This is a genomic window from Oleiphilus sp. HI0067 (assembly GCF_001635735.1).
The window spans coordinates 1-1,253 of sequence record NZ_LWFI01000392.1 but is presented as its reverse complement, the minus strand read 5'-3'; the positions used below and the strand labels follow the sequence as shown (position 1 = coordinate 1,253).

The 1,253-nt window shown below is 44.9% G+C and carries 2 protein-coding genes; one reads left to right on the top strand and one right to left on the bottom strand.

Translation table 11 applies throughout. From position 1 onward, the window contains the following. Positions 1-609, bottom strand: a 609-nt coding sequence (rsmI, locus tag A3739_RS04675) for a 16S rRNA (cytidine(1402)-2'-O)-methyltransferase (RefSeq protein WP_231877007.1), incomplete at its 3' end; no start/stop codon positions are given. 64 nt (positions 610-673) lie between these two features. On the opposite strand from rsmI, the gene A3739_RS04670 reads away from it, so the two are divergent. Then, on the top strand, positions 674-1,253 hold a 580-nt coding region (locus tag A3739_RS04670; protein ID WP_156502356.1), incomplete at its 3' end, for a penicillin-binding protein activator.

Here is a 1,253-nt window from a genome sequence, read left to right as displayed (position 1 = left end):
AACGTCTTCAACGGTACCAACAAGAAAAGTTTCAAACGTTTTCGTTAACTCACGAGCCAAACATATATTTCTAGCCGGCAACTCGTCACACAGAGCTTTCATCGTATCCATAATTCGATGGGTCGATTCGTAAAATATCGTTGTCCGTTGCTCATCGACCAATGCTGCCAACTGTTCTCGCTTCGCTTTTTGCTTAACAGGTAAGAAACCTTCGAAGGAAAATCGAGCACTCGCGACCCCAGATGCACTTAGTGCGGCAATCAACGCACATGCACCCGGAACAGGTAAAACCTTTACACCCTGTGCCCGCGCCTGAGACACCAGCACATAGCCTGGATCTGAAATCAGGGGCGTGCCTGCATCAGAGACCAACGCTACGCTCTTTCCTTGATTAACCAAACCAACGAGCTGATCAACCCGTTCTCGCTCATTATGCTCATGCAGGGAGAGCATTTCTTTCTGAATACCTAGATGAGACAACAACTTCTTTGTATGCCTTGTATCTTCCGCCGCGATCAGATCGGCATTCCCAAGAACTTCGATCGCTCGCTGAGAAATATCGCCTAAATTACCAATAGGTGTGGCAACAATATAAATAGCGCTTTCCAAATTTGTTATCCTCGCTCTAGAATTACCGTATGATAACAGCTTCGTTCCTCCTACTGCATTCAACATGATTAGAATACCCCTAAGATTTCTGACGCTCTCACTCTCAATTGGCTTAATCATTGCCGGGTGCAGCAGTCAGCCCAAGACCATAACTGGCGGGAAATCTCCTGAACAAGAAATCAAACCTTTAAGCGTTGGAGAACAGTATCTTCAAGATGCAAAAGCGCAAACATCCGAAACCCAAAAGAATCGATATTATTTAAACGCTGCACAAGCCTTTCTTGAGCAAGGCTATTACACACAAGCGCAACATGCTTTACAGAACGTACAAACGCAGAGCTTAACATCAGACGAAATTTCCACTTATAACCTGACGTTAATTGAAACATCTCTTCAAACAAATAATGTCGAAACTTTAAAAACAACGCTAGACGACCTCCAGGTCGATAGCATCCTCAGAACTAGCCTGTCTCAGCAAGAAACTATCGTTCGCTTACTTGCGACGGCATATAGCAAAATAAACCGCCCTTTGGATGCAGCAGTACTCCTATCAGATTACCAAGGCGTCTTTGGCTATCAACAGAGCGCGCAGCTTAGCGAGGAAATTTGGTTACTACTCCAAAGAACCGAATTAAACGACCTCG